Raw genomic sequence first — 15,956 nt, forward strand, 5'->3', positions numbered from 1 at the left:
GGAATTAATTACTTTGATACATTATATTATGATTTAAATTCCATAAGTCCACATTAAGCATCTATTTAGTATATAGCAGATGGACAAAGTTTTATTGCCAGTTGGATAAATATATATTAATATATATTTATATATAAGATGATTCGGGCGTAAAAAGCCATACAATTATTCACATTTGCCGATTCGCACATTTTGACGAAAGTTATGAAACGGATTAGATTATTAACAGATAGAGATACATTTCTGTATTTATATAGAGATGAAGAACGAGTTTGGCTATATGAAAATAAATGAAAGAGGCCATATACATCTGCCTGCAGATGTGTTATGCAATGGGTGTTAAAATGGAAAAAACGAATAATAATATTTTAGTCAGTGCCTGCCTGTTAGGTATTGATTGCAGATATTGCGGTACCGGATTATTTAATGAGACGGTTTACAAGCTAAAAGAGAACTATAACTTAATTCCGGTTTGCCCCGAGCAGTTAGGGGGATTAACCACTCCCCGTAATCCGGTTGAACTGGTTAAAGGACAGGCAGTGGACCAGAACCAGAACGATTTCACGGCACAATTTGATAAAGGGGCGGCAGAAACGTTAAAAATAGCTAAACTTCTGGACTGCAAGATGGCGGTCTTAAAGAGTAACAGTCCTTCCTGTGGTTATGGCAAAATTTATGACGGAACTTTCCAGGGCAATCTTATAGATGGTAACGGTAAAACAGCCGATTTACTTGCAGAGAACGGTATTAAAATAATTACGGAAAAAGAGTGTAAACAAAAAGATTAATTCAAATGATGAATAGTAGGAGTATACGATTTTAATTTAACATGAAAATGTTAAAGTTAGTATTATTTTAGTAGAAGAGGATCAATACTATAATTGGTGGGAAAGAGATTATGAGCCGTTGCTGTATTGAGCCATGTCAACAGGGAATTTATATACTATGTATTAGTGGAGAGCAAATTGATGTCTGAATAATCAAGGAAAGAGGTCATTATGAAGAAATTATTCTGTATCGTGGGAGTTTTTTTATTCTGCACTGGTTGCAGTTTCATAAAGGAAGCACCTGATTCCGATACCGGCAATACAACAGCAGATACATCAGAGGATAATATTAATTCAGCCGATAGTAATACCACCGGTAACGACAATACCGATGATAATGGACAGGAAGAGGTTGTCATAAACGGAATCGTCATATCGGATGATGATTCCAGTGTTATGATTGCTGTTAAGGAAACAGGCGGAGGATTACAAGCGTTTGATCCGGTATCGGTTCATTATTCGGATGTCTCTTCTTTAAATGTGGGGATGGGAGATATTATAAAGATAAGCTTTGACGGCAGAATAGCAGAATCCTATCCCAGCCAGATATGGGCAGACAATATTGACATAATGGAAAAAGTTCAGGATAACTGGCCTGCAACGAGTACAATTACAAAAGACTATTCCTTTGAAGAAGCGGTGGCAGATAACTGTTTTGTGGTTGGTAATGATAAAACGGAATCAGCAGACCGAATGAATTCATTTGTGAATAATACAATAAATGGTATGGTGGGTTATTTAAGAAAAGTAATGTATACCACAGAAGGAGACCCTGTGATAACCGATTTTATTTATGACGGCAATAAATATTATGTCTTTGAAGATATGTCCAGGGATGTATTTAACGGAGGTGAGGATAAGTTATATAAAAAAATATATAGCTATATCAACACCTATGAAAAAGAGAGCAATAAAGTTATTTACCTAGCTAATAGGAATGATATTACAAATGAGGAATATGAAAAAAATACAACCAGCAGTAATTCTAAAGATCGGATTGATACTTATGCGATTTCTTATTAATGAGTCTGCAGTATAGTATATATGAAAAAATATGTCGTAAATGGAGGCTATATTTATTATATCGCAAATAGAGGCATATATATTATTGGCCTTGCATATATTTATATTTCAATCCGGTTTTAGTAAATAATCGAATAATATAAGTACAAATTATGAACTGCATAAATAATATTGATTTTACTTATATACAAATTTAGCCTATAATAAGAAAGTAATAAGGCATTGTAGCAATCTTGTTACAATGCCATTTTTTCTGAGAAAAAAGAATATTGCAGCTGGTAAGCGAAAATACTTTGTATGTAATATTCTAAAGAATGAAAGAAATAGGAGGAATTTGGTATGGTAAAAGCAATTGTTGGCGCTAACTGGGGCGATGAAGGAAAAGGTAAGATTACCGATATGTTAGGACAGGAATCAGACATAATCGTAAGATTCCAGGGTGGAAGTAATGCAGGACATACAATTATCAATAAATATGGTAAATTTGCATTACATCTGCTTCCTTCCGGTGTGTTTTATGATCATACAACAAGTATTATAGGCAATGGTGTGGCACTGAATATTCCTTATTTGTTTAAAGAAGTTCAATCCATCGTAGACAGAGGAGTTCCAATGCCTAAGATCTTAGTATCTGACCGTGCACAGATCATGATGCCATACCACATTCTTTTTGATCAATATGAAGAAGAAAGACTTGGTGGTAAATCTTTTGGTTCTACTAAATCCGGTATTGCACCTTTTTATTCGGATAAATACGCTAAGATCGGGTTCCAGGTATCAGAACTGTTTGATGACGAAGCTCTAAGAGAAAAAGTAGAACGCGTATGTGAAATGAAAAATATCATATTAGAGCATATGTATCACAAGCCATTGATAAACCCGGATGAATTATTTAACTTATTAATAGATTATAAGAAAATGGTTGAACCTTATGTTTGTGATGTTGCAGCTTATTTACATCAGGCAATAAAAGAAGGTAAGAATATCTTATTAGAAGGACAATTAGGAGCATTAAAAGATCCGGATTTTGGTATTTACCCTATGGTTACCTCATCCTCAACACTGGCATCCTATGGTGCCATCGGAGCAGGTATTCCCGCATATGAAATCAAGAATATCATAGCAGTTGCAAAGGCTTATTCCAGTGCAGTTGGTGCAGGTGAATTTGTCAGTGAAATATTTGGTGAAGAGGCAGACGAACTGAGAAGACGCGGTGGTGACGGCGGCGAATATGGTGCAACTACAGGCAGACCAAGACGTATGGGTTGGTTTGATGCAGTAGCAACAAGATATGGCTGCAGAATGCAGGGAGCGACGGAAGTTGCTTTAACCGTACTTGATGTATTAGGATATCTGGATGAGCTTCCGGTGTGTGTAGGTTACGAAATAAACGGAGTGGTTACTAAAGACTTCCCTACCACTGTGAAATTAGCGAAAGCAAAACCAGTTTACGAAGTATTACCGGGCTGGAAACAGGAAATCCGTGGTATCACCAAATACGAAGAGCTTCCGGAAAATTGCAGAAAATACATTGAATTTATAGAAAAAGAAATCGAAGTTCCCATTACCCTGGTATCCAATGGCCCGGGCAGGGATGAAATCATTAAACGTTAAACTTCATTTAGCTTAAATATATTGTATATAGAACTGCTTAAACGGCAGAAAAAACGAGCGACAGAACAGAAAGAATAGACCCATTAACTATTCTTTCTGTTCTGTTTTATTATTTGAGGGGTTTCGTGTTGCACTAAGACATGGGCAGTTAATTTCTATTGACATATATAGATTATCTATATATGAAAGGAGTTAATATACTCGAGAATAAAAGTTTATTATCCGGCAGTACATCTATGTTACTTTTAAGTTTATTATCGGAAAAGGATATGTATGGGTATGAAATGATTGATACGTTACGTAAGCGTTCCAATCATGTGTTTGATTTAAAAGCAGGTACTCTGTATCCGTTATTACATTCTTTAGAAGAAAAAGATTATCTGGAGTCTTATGAGGATCTGGAAAGTGCTAAGCTAAGAAAATATTACCGTATAACCGGTAAAGGCCGTAAGCATTTGAAAGCAATTAGTGAAGAATGGCAGGAATATGCCCAGGCTGTAAAAGGAGTTATAGGGGGTGTTACTTTTGACTGATTTTGATAAGAAAGAGGATTACCTGGAACTTATGACCTGTCAGATCCGCTGTAAAAAAGCGAGAGATATGATTGCTGAGGAAATAAGCCAACATATTGATGACCAGAAAGAGTCATATATAAACGAGGGATTTGACAAAGATACGGCATTGATAACAGCATTAAAGCAGATGGGAGACCCGTTAGAAGTAGGTAAGCAAATGGATAAAATACATAAGCCGCGGCTGGAGTGGAAAGTATCGCTGACTGCTTTGATTTTGTGTTTGGTTGGTATTTTGGTTCAGATTCATATTAATAAATCCCTGGGAGCTATAAATCCAGTCTTAGAAATGAATATTAAAAAGCAGATTGTTTATTTAATTACAGGCTTACTATTAATGATGGCGGGTTATTTAGTGGATTATTCCATCATTGGGAAATATCCAAAAGTAATATGGTCTTTATTAATAATTGGTATTCTGATTTATGCACCCTTTGGTAATTGGATAAATGGTCAAATGGCTTATCTAAATGCATACAGTTGCTTATTTATTCCGGTGTATGGCGGAATTATGTTTGCTTACCGCAAAAAAGGTTATGTTGGAATTATAAAATGTCTGCTGTTTAGTATATTTGCTTGTGTGATAATATCAGAATTTATTGTGCCCCTGTCTGTATACCTGGGTTTGATATTCTCAAACCTCATTATGCTGTCAGCTGCCGTAAAGAAGAACTGGTTTGGCGCGTCCAAGGGGAAAGCGATGGCAATAATATGGGGATGGATACCAATAGCAGGTTTGATACGAATATTATCTTTTAGTCAATATCAGGTTGAGGGTATTCGTAATAAAATTGATACGATGATTCGCCCAGAGCTGTATGAAAGGGGATACCAGATGAATGAGGTAAGGAAAATTATTGGGAATTCAAGATTATTTGGGTTTGACCCTGATATTTCAATGGGTTTTTTGTCTGGTTATAATAATGATTATATACTGACCTATATTTTTGGTAGGTGGGGAATAGCTGCCGGGGTGTTTATTATTATTTTATTTATAACCTTAATTGTACATATGATCTGTGTTTCCATGCATCAGAAAATTCATTAGGTATGTTTGTGGGATTAGGATGCAGCCTGGTATTTGCATCACAAGGTGGCATTTATATACTTTCTAATCTTAGTATCCAGATTATCTCTCAGGTGAACCTGCCCTTTGTTTCCTATGGGGGAGCCAGTCTGCTGATAAATTTTATTGTTCTGGGAATTATGCTTTCTATATTCCGCAATACGAATATTATGAAAGAAGTGCCATATAAGAAGCAGTTTGTTATCAAAATAGAAAGAGAAAAGTAAGTTCCAGATTTTTTTATAGTTATTTATAAATGATGCTGAGTATCCTGAGACTGTTTTTGACAGGAAAATAATAAATTTTAATTAATATGCACGGTTTCCTGAATTTGAATCGTATTATTATTGAAAGAGATATCACGGACATTACAGTAATTTCAAAATAGCCGGAGCAGGGCTGCTTCAGGTTACTGTAACAGAAAAAATACAGGAAGGAGACTGCATTTTGAAATCTTCAGAAGAAAATGATTTTATTAAACTTACGTTTACACATTATGGAAGAATGGTATTGCAAATTGCCTATCAGAATACTGCTAATATGTCTGAGGCGGAAGATATTACCCAGGAAGTATTCTTAAAATTGATGAAAAACATCAGTGGATTAAATAATAATGATGAGGAGCATATCAAAGCATGGCTGATTCGTGTTACGATTAACCAGTGCAAGGATTATTTTAAATCTTTTAGATATAGAAAAAATATTGCTTTAACAGAGTCAAACCTTTCATCTGAACCTTATATGGACAATTACCTGGATATAGAGGATAAGCAGATTTTTGAAGAACTGAAAAAGCTTCCGGCTAAATATCGGAATATTATCTATCTATATTATATTGAGGAATATACGGTACCTGAGATTGCAAATCTACTCGCAGCGAAAGAAAACACGGTAAGTTCCTGGCTTAGGAGGGCAAAAAGGAAGTTAAAGATGAATATGGAAGGAGAAGGTATATATGAAGAAGGAAGACTATATTAAAGCAATACAAAAAATTAAGCTATCCGATTAGTTCATGCAGGAAACCATCACAATGATTCAATCAAAGGATGATTATATTACTAAAAATAATAAAAATAAAAATAGTAAAAATAAAAATGTAGATAAAATGAAGATAACGTTAAAAAGCAGAGATATTTATAAGGCTGCAGCCATAGTTGTTATTATCCTTTTATCTACCGTAGGTATTGCAGCTGCAGCAAAATTAAGTATTGGTGATTTATTTAAAGGGTATTTCAGGGAACCGGCTAAGCAGGAAATCAATGATTTGGGTAATCCTAAGAATAGTCAGGGATCCGGAAAATTAACTACAGTTCCCATGAAAGAGGATAATAAATTTATTGAAGAAGCAAGTGCCATCGTAAGCTCATCGGTAACTGCTAACGGGTTGAAACTTACCGCAAGAGGTGTGGTTGGTGATAGACATACAATCTATATTGCAGTTGATGTGGAGTCAATCGACGGAAGTGCATTCAATAAGAATCAGCAAAATGATGTAAAAGATTTATCTTTCAGTAAAGTATGGTTAAAGACGAATGATAATGCACTCGGACAGTATTGTTATGTATCAAGAGTTGACGATGGTTCTAAAGCAGGTAAGGCTACCTTTGTACTCCATAATTCCCTTGCTATGAAAGAACGTATTAACCATGTCAGCCTTACCTTTACGAATCTGACAGATAAAAATACGGACAATCTGGTTGATATAGGATCATGGAAAAGTTTATTTGATATTATGAATGAGATCGGAGGAGCATCTCGGGATGATTTTAATTATATGGGTGCAAGGTATTCCAGTGAAGAGGACAGGTTATGGTATCATAAAACAGAGGATAAATTTCTTAAGGATTTGAATAAGAAAGGCATCAAAAATGTAATAGATTATGATTCCTACTGGGGGAAAAGAGATGCCTACATGGAAGAAGCTATTATAGGGCGGAGCGGCATTACTCCCAAATACTGTATTAGAAGAACTGAAAATCAAACAACATTCAGTACCAAATACCCAAAATTAGCAGTTAGTAATATAGGTATCCGCAATAATCAGCTATGTGTTAGATTTGAATTAAATAAATCTATGAATTTTGATAGTTTTAATGATATGGGGATTATCATCGTCAATAAAAGAGACGGCAGAATTATTCCAGGTATGGTAGATGCCAGCCAGCCGGTTAATGGTAACGACAACAGCCAGGCAGATATGGTGGATGGTAAGATTATATCCTGTGGTGCCCAGTTTAGCGGAATATCAGATAAGGATATGCTAAAAGACTACTATTTTGCGTTTGGGGCTTATGGTGAGAATACCCTGTATGAGGGTGATTGGAAACTGGATTTCAACCTGGATTATTCGGATACAACCAGGGAATATACAGTATCTCATAATGTAAATATTAATGGTGAAAACAGAAAATTGAAGAGGATTGCAATCTCTCCGATATCGTTGCAACTGCAATTTAAGACAGTAACCGATTCCGGGAGTACCGATGCAGGTAAGGAGAGCCTGTTTCAAATAGATAACTCAGCTGCCGCCCCAAATATGATAAAAATCATTATGAAAAATAATACGGAAGTAATACTTGAAAACCTGTCATTTGATAAGGATACCCTTAACTCTGTTTTGCCGGCGGTTATCGATTTAAATCAAATTTCAACAATCGAGATTGACAAAACAAAGATAAAATTATCTGATTAAACGAACATTATAGGAAAACCTGTATATAATATTTATATTGAACATTTATGGAGCTGTAAGTATGAGCAGGCTGGATCCAAAGAAACTTACGGTAGAATTCTTGGAAGGTGTAACAGAGACATCGCCAGTTATTCCGAGACGGTATACACTAACCCATTCGGATCTTACGGGAGAATTATTCTTAAATATAGGACCTGATTTTAACTATGATAAGGTTAACAATAATCGGGATGATGTATTAGGAGAATGGCTTTGGGTGGAAGAAGAAATACGATACTATGTCTACTTACATGTGGACGGGCAATTTGGACAGGAAAATGCAGAAATCAGAGACAAAATATTTCGTCGGGAATTACCGCTGGCTTTGGAAGCGATCCGATTTGGTGACAAGTCTTTTTTTGAACAAGGAATGAATCAGTCTCCAATTATAGTTTACTTTTTATATTCAAATCCGTATTATAATAAAGCAGAAAACTGGGGAACATTTGCAGACTATGATATAACCTCCTCCGGTGATAGACTTAAGTCTTATTCAAGGATGGAATATAAGGTTCTGATTGATGAGAAGATAGGTGATGTTACCGGCGACGGTATACCGGACAAAATATGCCTTTATGGGGATAAATCTCCAAATTCAGATTATATCAGTAATATTACTATAGAAATTAGATATGGGAAGTCGGAGATGGGGACGGAGATCATAACAGAGGTATCCGGATATAAACCAGCCTTATTTCTTGGAGATTTTACTAAGGATAATGTTAATGATTTTATATTTAGTATAATTAACGAAGATGGTGGGTATGAGGCTTTTATTTACTCCTATAAAGAGGAAGAATTTGATCTGATATTTGAAACTTACCGGTATAATACGGAATATCTATTTTGGGTTGAATATAACGACTTATATAAGGTAAGTGCTGCAAATGTTATGCTGAATAAAATATTCTACCTGGATATCAGCTATAAAGGTTATGATTACTTATCCCGGTATTACAACGAGAAAGGCGAGTTGATTAAACCTATTGCTGGCAAGGCAGGAGCTTTAACCGCTTTAATACCTTTTATTGCAGGTGAGCAGGAGAAGTATTTTGATTTGCTTGCCCTTCAGCCCATAATCGGAGAGATGGATGATGACATATTAGGATACATAGAAAATCGGATGAGCTGGAACGGTGAACGATTTGAAACTGTCAATATATTGACTTTAACACCGGGGGCTGATTTCATCCCAAAGCAAGCTTTGGAATCTGAGAAACGTTATGGTATATAGAATATATACGAATGATTTTGTACGAGTCTTTTCCGGTGAGATTTATTAAGTTTTGAATAAAATGTATAATAATTACAAAAAATACCTGTAAACAATTAACTTTTATAGGTATTTTTTAGTTAACAGCAATATCCATTTGATTTTTAGTTGTTTGTTATGTATAATAAAATTCCTTTAACAAATAAAGCTTTAATGCAAAATTACAAGGATGGGATTGATGCATTTCTATGAACTAAAAAGGGTTACTAAAATACTTTAGAAGGAGTCGGATTATGCTGGGGGTTTTCGATATTATAGGTCCAATTATGATTGGTCCGTCTAGTTCCCATACGGCGGGAGCGGTACGAATAGGGAAGTACACCTATCTGGTATTAGGTGAGTCTCCGGTTAGGGCCAGGATAGGATTTTCCGGTTCTTTTGCTAAGACTTACCGTGGGCATGGAACGGATAAAGCAATTATAGCCGGTATCCTGGGTATGGATACGGATGATAGCAGGATTTGCAACAGCTTAGAAATTGCAAAAGGGGAAAGACTTGATTATACCTTTGAAACATTGGAGTTGGATGGGGTACATCCTAATACGGTAGACATCGATCTGGAGGGAGCGAGTGGAAGAAGAGTTAATGTCAGAGGTTCTTCCGTAGGCGGCGGTAATATTTTGATAAATAAGATTAACGGCGCTGATGTATTAATTTCCGGGAAATCAGCAGCACTTATTATCACACATCTGGATATGCCCGGCATGGTAGCTAAGGTAAGCAATATTCTGGGTAACAAAGGGATAAATATCAATAAGTTTTCGTTGAGCAGAGAGGAAAAAGGCGGAATAGCAATTATGACCATAGAAATTGATGGAGGAATTGAACCATCTATTCAGCAAATAATTCAAGATATTCCAAATATCAAGTCTGTTAGTATTCTAAATGCCATTTAAGATGACAAATGACTGAAGTAATAATCCACATTCTCACCCAAGTAAATAGAAGATGGATTAGAAAACAGTCCCTTGCGTCATAATACACCGGAATGGAGGAGTAAATGAAATACGATTCGATATCAGATATATGCAAAAAAGCGGAAGAGGAGAATAGAAAGATTTCAGAGTTAGTATTAAAGGATCAGGCAGTTCTGATGGAAAAAAATGAAGATGATTTAAAGCATACCATGAAAACTATGCTGGAAGTAATGCGGAAAAGCACGAAGGAGGGTTTAGATCCAGATAAACGGTCAACCAGCGGATTATCCGGTGGTGATGCATATAAGATGGAACAGAAAGTTAAAGTGGGACAAACTGTCAGTGGACCGATTATAGGTAAAGCACTTGCCAAAGCACTTTCCACTGCTGAGAATAATGCATGTATGGGTAAGATTGTCGCAGCACCAACTGCAGGAAGCTGTGGGATTATTCCCGCGGTGCTTATGACCATTGCCGAAGAAAGAAAGCTTGATGACGAACAATTAGTTATGGCTATGTTTACAGCATCAGCTGTTGGTATGGTAATAGCTAACAAGGCCAGTATCTCAGGAGCAGAGGGAGGATGCCAGGCGGAATGTGGATCTGCCAGTGCCATGGCGGCGGCAGCGTTGGTTGAATTATGCGGCGGCACCCCTGAGATGGTGGAACATGCATGTGCTATTTCACTAAAAAGTGTACTTGGCCTTGTGTGTGATCCTGTGGCAGGTTTAGTGGAGATTCCTTGTATCAAACGAAATGCTGTGGGAGCTGCGAATGCTTTTGTTGCAGCAGAATTAGCACTGGCGGGAATCGAGAGTAAAATTCCGGTGGATGAGGTCATTCAGGCAATGAAATCAGTAGGAGATTGTATAATTCCGGCACTTAAAGAGACAGCAGACGGAGGGCTTGCAGCAACACCGACAGCAAAGAAATATATGAAGCAAATTTTCGGATGATAAAATTATTATTCAGTAAATAATTAATATCTTTTTTAAAGTTGGTAAAAAATAAGACCAACGGTGAATAGAATGGAGGAAAAATGAAATCAATATTTAAAGCATGGACGAAATTGGGATTGATTCAAAGAATTTTAATAGGTATGGTGCTTGGTCTTATATTAGGGATCACGATGCCACAGTTTACAGCGATTGGTATTCTGGGTAATATGTTTGTAGGTGCATTAAAAGCGATTGCACCGATACTGGTATTTGTTCTCGTAATGTCTTCCCTTGCGTCAGCAAAATCAGGAACCGGCAGTAATATGAAAAGCGTTATCTTACTTTATGGTGTTGGTACATTAGCATCTGCTTTAATAGCAGTTTTAGTAAACAATCTGGTGCCTGTCAGTATAGCATTGAGCGCTGAGCTGGAAGTAACAGGAACAGAAGTTACAACCAATATTGCAGAAGTATTAAAAACACTTCTAATGAATTTAGTTACTAACCCGGTATCAGCTTTGTATAATGCCAATTATATTGGTGTATTGTCATGGGCGGTTATTTTGGGTATTGCACTTAAGAGTACCTCGGACGGAACCAAAAAGACATTATCAGATATAGCTGATGCAGTTTCCCAGGTTGTAAAATGGGTAATCAGCTGTGCACCGTTTGGTATCCTTGGTTTGGTATTTACAACCGTTGCCGAAACAGGTATTGCAGGATTTGCCACATATGGAAAATTACTGATTGTACTGGTAAGCTGTATGTTAGGTGTTGCACTTATTTTAAATCCGCTGATCGTATTCTTTACTATTAAGCAGAATCCATATCCGTTAGTATTCAAATGCCTTAGAGAAAGTGCGATTACTGCATTTTTTACAAGAAGTTCGGCAGCGAATATCCCTGTGAATATGGAGCTGTGCAAATCTCTTGGATTAGATGAGGATACTTATTCCGTAAGTATTCCGCTTGGAGCTACCATTAATATGGCAGGTGCGGCCATTACGATTACGACGATGTCTCTGGCAGCGGTACACACCCTTGGTATCTCCGTTGATTTACCGACCATGATAATATTAAGTATATTAGCAAGTGTAGCGGCAGCAGGTACTTCCGGCGTTGCAGGCGGCTCCCTTATGTTGATTCCACTGGCATGCAGTTTATTTGGAATCTCTAATGATATTGCAATGCAGGTTGTTGGTATTGGATTTATTATCGGTGTTATTCAGGATTCCTGTGAAACCGCATTAAATTCTTCTACAGATGCATTATTCACAGCTGCAGCAGAGTTTAGATTATGGAAGAAAAACGGAAAAGCTCTTCCGTTATAGTAATTTGATATAATATCTTACAAATAAAGTATTACGGCTCATATACGAAAAGCCTGTTGCATTTTTTTGCAGCAGGCTTTCTGTTACTGTTCACAGGCAACATCGTGACGTGTTTTTTGTGAGTATATTGTCACAGAAAACCGGAGTATTGCAGCGTAGGAACGCTTTCTCCTCGTTTTGTGTGCTTCGCGAGGTCTGTTATTGTACACGGAACTGCTTTTTGCAGGGGGAGTGAACAGTAACGGCTTTTTTTTCAGAGGAAAGTTTCATAATAAATAGCCTTGACAATCGCAGGCTACAGATGTAAACTAACTATAGAGGTTACATCTGTAGCCTATGATTGGAGGTGACAAACTATATGAATAAGCTGGCACAGAAGATTTCTGATTCTGAACTGGAAGTAATGCGAGTTCTTTGGAGTGCAAAAAAAGCTGTGACATTGGCTGAAATAAGGAAAACACTTTCAGCCGGTTTTGAATGGGAAGATTCAACGATTAAGACATTGCTCCGTCGATTATATAGTAAAGGGGTGCTGAAACAGGAGAAGAGAGATGTCTATTATTATACTCCGCTGGTATCGAGAGAAGAATATGAGGAATATACAACGCAAACATTACTTAACAAGCTATATCAAGGAAATGCTAAAAATTTAATCGCATCGTTAGTTTCAAGTAATAAGCTGTCACAAGCGGATATTAAAGAACTAAAAGATATGTTTAAGGTAGGTGATAAGAATGAATGATTTTATACTGATTGTATTATCACTTTCAATATCAGGTTCCCTTATGGCCCTTTTCTTATTAATCGGTAAACCAATCTTTATGAAACATGTATCAAAAGCAGGTGCATATTATATATGGATTTTAGTATTATTAAGGCTTATATTACCATTTTCAGTTGAGCAAAGTTTTATGAATCAATTATTTACCAAGGTATCTGTAAATCCGCATAGTATAAATACGAAAACGATAGACAACAAGGTGGTACATAATGATACTGAGAAAATGACACAGTTAAAGGGAACAGAAAAAAGTGTATCCGGTGAAAAACCACAGCATATTATAACAGGGAAAAAAAATCAGGTTAATACTGCGGTTAAGAACAAGGGGAATATTTCCGTGCAGAATATCCTTGTGGTTATTTGGCTGACCGGTTCCATTATAACATTGATGTTCTGCGTTGTATCTTATATTTATTTTAAATTAAAAATAAAAGATACGAATTCGGATCCGGATCAGGAGGATGTTACCGTATTACATAATTTATGCAGCAGTAAGAAGGTAGGGCTTAAATATAACAGCTATGTCAGTACACCAATGCTTATTGGAATTCTATCACCTTGTATTGTGATACCGGGGTCAGATTATGTTAAGAATGGGAAACAGACGGAACTTAAGAATATACTATACCATGAATTGATGCATTATAAACGAAAAGACCTGATTTATAAATGGTTCACTGTAGTTGTTACATCACTGCATTGGTTCAACCCATTTATGATACCGATTCGGCGTCAGATATCCCGTTCCTGTGAACTGTCCTGTGATGAGGCAGTAATTAAAGATATGAATGCGACACAAAAGCAAAGTTATGGAGAAACGCTTCTTATTATGGCTGCCGGGAAACGGATGTCTGCAGGGATTCTTGCGACAACCTTATGTGAGGAAAAGAAAGAATTAAAAGAAAGGTTGATTAGTATTATGAAGTATAGAAAACGAACCTCAGGTATGTTGTTTCTTTCTGTCATTATTGCAGTTTTGCTTACAGGCTGCGGAACTATATTAGGATCAGTGGCAGTAAAGGATTCATCAGGTAAGTTTATACAGGGCGAGAGCTCAGATCATGAGACACAAGATATAAAAACGAAAAGAACGGATGAACTTAAATGGTATGGAGAAACAAGTCTTATAACAGACGGATTGGTTCTTCCTGATACTATGATTAATAGTGATAAAACTATGAATGATTTTTTGAAGAGCGATAAAAGAATAGCATTATTGGGTGCCATTACGAAAGAGAACATCTATGTATACGGATTAAAGGAAAATGGCAGCAGCCGTGATGATTTCCTATACAGACTTCATGGAATCTGCATTAGGCAGGGAAATGAAATTCAAGTATTTGATATTGATTGGGGCATTTATGGAGACATTCCCAAGATACAATATGCAGACTATGACAATGACGGGCAGAAAGAACTGGCTATGATTTTAAGAAGTTCGTCAGGGACTGGTTTGTCACTGCTTGATTTACATGTTTTTGAGAAATCAGATAATGGAGGGTGGTCGGATAATTACTTTAAGGACTGGGCGGACCAACTGAATCAACTGGTAACGTATAAAACAGAGAACGGCTTATTAAAACTTTTCATAAAAGGGGAACAAATAGAAGAAGTTGATATATCGGCACTGGAAAAAGAATGGGGAGAAAAATTTAAAGAGATTACCTTTGGTGATAATGTGAAATACTCCTTTGATGAGGGTAACATATATTTACAGGTTCTTCCTAAGGCTATTGTAGGTGAATGGGTAACGCCCCAGGAAATTACAGATTCATTTCTTCAGTTTCAAGTGAACTATCGTGGTAAATTTGAATTATCGGAAGTACCCGCGGTACAACCCGTTACAGAATCGACTGACTTAATATCCGGTTCAGTTGCAGATACGGCTGATGCGAATAATGAAATGGTCGAAAACGTGATAAGTGAGATGGATAATAGTGTTTTTGAAGGGAATATCGGCGCACAGAATATATGTATGGCAATTTATAGAGACGGAGAACAATTAGCGGCTTCCTATATAACACAAAAGGAAACTGATGGTGAAATTATGCTACAGGGAACCATACAAACCGGTTCAGCTTCTTTTACTCTATATAATGAAGGGCGTACTATAACTTTTAACGGGAAAATAAAGCCTGATACCTCGGAGGGTGAATTGTTAGAGGGCACCTGTACTTATCCGCAAGAGGATAGAAAAATACAGCTCCCATTTACCCTTACGTTATCACATACTATCGGTAATACCTATGATAAACGTTATTCCTTTACCACAACAAAAACAGAGGATATTGAAGAATTCGCAAGAAAGATAAAAGCCTATGTAATGGAAGATAATAAAAAAGGACTTGGGGAACTGATAGAGTATCCAATCAACGTAACGATAAAGGGTTCGAAAATATCAATCCGTAATAAAGAGGAATTCCAACAGAACTATGATGCTATTATGAATGCAGAAACGAAAGAGAGAATTTCAAATAGCTATACAAAATATATGTTCAGCAATTACATGGGTATTATGATAGGAAACGGTGAGATTTGGTTCAATGAGTTTGGAGATAAAGGGCTGCGAATTTATGCAATTAATAATTAATTGTTAACTGAAATACCGAAACTCTTTAAAATTTATGGAGAGAGGCTATAATATAGGTAACAGGAAACATAAGTTAAAAACTTATGCTTGCCCTTAGTCTAGAAAAAAATGATTATCCTAAACCTTGGACAGTTGGAGGATAATCATTTTTTATTGTGCATTTTTATTAATACAACAATAAATGTGAGTAACGCTATGATGAACTAACCAAAATTTATCATTAAAGATAAAGCATCTGAAACTGTTATCATAAGGCTCACTTCCTTTCTATGTAAAATAGAAAGGCAAGCAAT

General features: G+C 36.4%; 14 protein-coding genes and 1 pseudogene. 14 read left to right on the forward strand and 1 reads right to left on the reverse strand.

The genetic code is table 11. The annotated features are described in order from the left end of the window. The first annotated feature begins 344 nt into the window (after positions 1–344). The 14 genes from RBU59_RS19870 (at position 345) to RBU59_RS19935 (ending at position 15,663) form a co-directional block, all read left to right on the forward strand. The gene (locus RBU59_RS19870; protein ID WP_308144219.1) at positions 345–788 is read left to right on the forward strand and encodes a DUF523 domain-containing protein; all 444 of its coding nucleotides are present in this window, start codon (positions 345–347) and stop codon (positions 786–788) included. Between the two features lie 210 nt (positions 789–998). Continuing rightward, on the forward strand, positions 999–1,850 hold the full coding sequence (locus tag RBU59_RS19875; protein WP_308144220.1) for a DUF4362 domain-containing protein: 852 nt from the start codon (positions 999–1,001) through the stop codon (positions 1,848–1,850). A gap of 339 nt (positions 1,851–2,189) precedes the next feature. Continuing rightward, the gene (locus RBU59_RS19880) at positions 2,190–3,464 is read left to right on the forward strand and encodes an adenylosuccinate synthase (protein WP_308144221.1); all 1,275 of its coding nucleotides are present in this window, start codon (positions 2,190–2,192) and stop codon (positions 3,462–3,464) included. Between the two features lie 182 nt (positions 3,465–3,646). Continuing rightward, complete coding sequence (locus tag RBU59_RS19885; RefSeq protein WP_330698369.1) at positions 3,647–3,997, forward strand: PadR family transcriptional regulator; 351 nt, start codon at positions 3,647–3,649, stop codon at positions 3,995–3,997. Beyond that, complete coding sequence (locus RBU59_RS19890) at positions 3,990–5,084, forward strand: permease prefix domain 1-containing protein (protein WP_308144222.1); 1,095 nt, start codon at positions 3,990–3,992, stop codon at positions 5,082–5,084. The genes RBU59_RS19885 and RBU59_RS19890 overlap by 8 nt, the downstream gene beginning before the upstream one ends. 2 nt (positions 5,085–5,086) lie before the next feature. Further along, the gene (locus RBU59_RS19895; protein ID WP_308144223.1) at positions 5,087–5,329 is read left to right on the forward strand and encodes a hypothetical protein; all 243 of its coding nucleotides are present in this window, start codon (positions 5,087–5,089) and stop codon (positions 5,327–5,329) included. A 220-nt stretch (positions 5,330–5,549) separates the two neighbouring features. Continuing rightward, the gene (locus RBU59_RS19900) at positions 5,550–6,080 is read left to right on the forward strand and encodes an RNA polymerase sigma factor (RefSeq protein ID WP_308144224.1); all 531 of its coding nucleotides are present in this window, start codon (positions 5,550–5,552) and stop codon (positions 6,078–6,080) included. Positions 6,081–6,132: 52 nt separating this feature from the next. Next, positions 6,133–7,794 carry a DUF4179 domain-containing protein gene (locus tag RBU59_RS19905; RefSeq protein ID WP_308144225.1) on the forward strand — a complete coding sequence of 554 codons (1,662 nt, stop codon included), beginning with the start codon at positions 6,133–6,135 and terminating at the stop codon, positions 7,792–7,794. A gap of 61 nt (positions 7,795–7,855) precedes the next feature. After that, positions 7,856–9,067 carry a staygreen family protein gene (locus tag RBU59_RS19910; protein WP_308144226.1) on the forward strand — a complete coding sequence of 404 codons (1,212 nt, stop codon included), beginning with the start codon at positions 7,856–7,858 and terminating at the stop codon, positions 9,065–9,067. Positions 9,068–9,339: 272 nt separating this feature from the next. Continuing rightward, a complete protein-coding gene (gene sdaAB / locus RBU59_RS19915; RefSeq protein WP_330698370.1) occupies positions 9,340–10,002 on the forward strand; it encodes an L-serine ammonia-lyase, iron-sulfur-dependent subunit beta in 663 nt (220 codons plus the stop codon). 104 nt (positions 10,003–10,106) lie between these two features. Next, positions 10,107–10,979 (forward strand): L-serine ammonia-lyase, iron-sulfur-dependent, subunit alpha, encoded by an 873-nt coding sequence (gene sdaAA, locus RBU59_RS19920; protein ID WP_308144227.1) that lies wholly within the window; start codon positions 10,107–10,109, stop codon positions 10,977–10,979. Positions 10,980–11,062: 83 nt separating this feature from the next. Next, positions 11,063–12,292, forward strand: coding sequence for a serine/threonine transporter SstT (gene sstT, locus RBU59_RS19925; protein WP_308144228.1), 1,230 nt, complete (start codon positions 11,063–11,065; stop codon positions 12,290–12,292). Positions 12,293–12,650: 358 nt separating this feature from the next. Next, the gene (locus tag RBU59_RS19930; protein ID WP_308144229.1) at positions 12,651–13,034 is read left to right on the forward strand and encodes a BlaI/MecI/CopY family transcriptional regulator; all 384 of its coding nucleotides are present in this window, start codon (positions 12,651–12,653) and stop codon (positions 13,032–13,034) included. Beyond that, on the forward strand, positions 13,027–15,663 hold the full coding sequence (locus RBU59_RS19935; protein WP_308144230.1) for a M56 family metallopeptidase: 2,637 nt from the start codon (positions 13,027–13,029) through the stop codon (positions 15,661–15,663). The genes RBU59_RS19930 and RBU59_RS19935 overlap by 8 nt, the downstream gene beginning before the upstream one ends. 143 nt (positions 15,664–15,806) lie before the next feature. Here the strand turns inward: RBU59_RS19935 and RBU59_RS28825 are convergent. Next, positions 15,807–15,866 (reverse strand): annotated as a pseudogene (locus RBU59_RS28825) (putative holin-like toxin); the annotation flags it as partial. Between the last annotated feature and the right edge of the window lie 90 nt (positions 15,867–15,956).

Source organism: Anaerocolumna sp. MB42-C2 (assembly GCF_030913705.1).
Lineage (GTDB): Bacteria > Bacillota > Clostridia > Lachnospirales > Lachnospiraceae > Anaerocolumna.

What these genes read in the sequence shown, in the direction of transcription:
- RBU59_RS19870 (WP_308144219.1), top strand. Translation starts at nt 345, where the DNA reads ATGGAAAAAACGAATAATAATATTTTAGTCAGTGCCTGCCTGTTAGGT.
- RBU59_RS19875 (WP_308144220.1), top strand. Translation starts at nt 999, where the DNA reads ATGAAGAAATTATTCTGTATCGTGGGAGTTTTTTTATTCTGCACTGGT.
- RBU59_RS19880 (WP_308144221.1), top strand. Translation starts at nt 2,190, where the DNA reads ATGGTAAAAGCAATTGTTGGCGCTAACTGGGGCGATGAAGGAAAAGGT.
- RBU59_RS19885 (WP_330698369.1), top strand. Translation starts at nt 3,647, where the DNA reads ATGAAAGGAGTTAATATACTCGAGAATAAAAGTTTATTATCCGGCAGT.
- RBU59_RS19895 (WP_308144223.1), top strand. Translation starts at nt 5,087, where the DNA reads ATGTTTGTGGGATTAGGATGCAGCCTGGTATTTGCATCACAAGGTGGC.
- RBU59_RS19905 (WP_308144225.1), top strand. Translation starts at nt 6,133, where the DNA reads ATGATTCAATCAAAGGATGATTATATTACTAAAAATAATAAAAATAAA.
- RBU59_RS19910 (WP_308144226.1), top strand. Translation starts at nt 7,856, where the DNA reads ATGAGCAGGCTGGATCCAAAGAAACTTACGGTAGAATTCTTGGAAGGT.
- sdaAB (WP_330698370.1), top strand. Translation starts at nt 9,340, where the DNA reads ATGCTGGGGGTTTTCGATATTATAGGTCCAATTATGATTGGTCCGTCT.
- sdaAA (WP_308144227.1), top strand. Translation starts at nt 10,107, where the DNA reads ATGAAATACGATTCGATATCAGATATATGCAAAAAAGCGGAAGAGGAG.
- sstT (WP_308144228.1), top strand. Translation starts at nt 11,063, where the DNA reads ATGAAATCAATATTTAAAGCATGGACGAAATTGGGATTGATTCAAAGA.
- RBU59_RS19930 (WP_308144229.1), top strand. Translation starts at nt 12,651, where the DNA reads ATGAATAAGCTGGCACAGAAGATTTCTGATTCTGAACTGGAAGTAATG.
- RBU59_RS19935 (WP_308144230.1), top strand. Translation starts at nt 13,027, where the DNA reads ATGAATGATTTTATACTGATTGTATTATCACTTTCAATATCAGGTTCC.